The following is a 1,160-nucleotide window of genomic DNA, read 5'->3' as shown; positions in this document are numbered from 1 at the left end:
GGTGCTAGCCGCCCGCTACGGAGCGGTCGACGGCGACGGGGTTGAGCACGTGCTCGATGACCAGGACCGAGGCGCCGATCACTCCGGCGCGGTCGCCGAGCTGGGAGACCCGGATGCCGAGATTTTGGGTGGCCAGCGGCAGCGACCTGCTGTAGACGATCTCCCGCACTCCGGCCAGGAGGTACTCACCGGCCTCGGCGATGTCGCCGCCGATGACGATCACGGTGGGGTTGAAGAAGTTCACCAGCGAGGCCAGCACGTCGCCGATCTCGCGGCCGGCCTGGCGGATCAGCTGGATCGCCTGGGCGTTGCCGGCCCGGACCAGCCGGACGACGTCCCTGCTGTTGACGGCGTCCTCGCCCGCTTCGCGCAACCTGGCGGCGAGCGCGCCGCCTCCCGCGATCGCCTCCAGGCAGCCGATGTTGCCGCACCGGCAGACCAGCTCGGCGGCGGAGGGCGTGCGGATGTGGCCGATGTCGCCGGCGGCTCCCTGGGCGCCGCGATGCAGCCGGTGCTCGGTGATGAGACCGCTGCCGATGCCGGTGCCGATCTTCACGAAGACCATGTGCTCGACCTCGGGAAGCGCGGCCCAGTGCTCACCCAGCGCCATGATGTTGACGTCGTTGTCGACCAGGACCGGCACGCCGAGGCGAGGGCCGAGATACCCGGGCACGTCGAAGCCGTCCCAGCCCGGCATTATCGGAGGGTTCACCGGCCTGCCGGTGTCGTGCTCCACCGGGCCCGGCAGCCCGATGCCGGCGCCGCACACCTGGGCGAAGGTGCGCCCGGTCTCGGCCAGCAGCTGCTCGAAGTTCTCCACCAGCCAGTCGAGCACCCGCTCGGGGCCGTCGGTGATCAGGATGTTCGCGCTCCGCTCGGCCAGGACCTGGGTGCCCAGGTCGGTGACCGCCAGCCGCGCGTGCGTCGCGCCGAGATCGGCGGCGAGCACGACGCGCGCGGAGGTGTTGAAGGCGAAGGCCGTCGCGGGACGGCCTCCGGAGGAGATGGCGTCCTCGGCCGGCACGATCCATCGCTGTTCCAGCAGGGCGTCGAGCCGCTGCGACACCGTCGACCTGGCCAGGCCGGTGAGCTGCATCAGCTCCGCCCGGGTACGGGCGCGGCCGTCGCGCAGGATCGTCAGGAGCGCGCCTGCGCCGGCG

General features: G+C 72.1%; 1 protein-coding gene. It reads right to left on the bottom strand.

What is annotated here, in order from left to right; all coding sequences use genetic code 11:
- Positions 1 to 4: 4 nt before the first annotated feature.
- Positions 5 to 1,160 (bottom strand): ROK family transcriptional regulator (locus KIK05_RS46430; RefSeq protein ID WP_214417339.1); only part of this gene is annotated, 1,156 nt, incomplete at its 5' end.

The organism is Sphaerisporangium fuscum (genome assembly GCF_018531465.1).
Taxonomy (GTDB): Bacteria; Actinomycetota; Actinomycetes; order Streptosporangiales; family Streptosporangiaceae; genus Sphaerisporangium; species Sphaerisporangium fuscum.
Note: the sequence above shows the minus strand (reverse complement) of the source record. Positions and strands in the feature narration are given on the sequence as shown.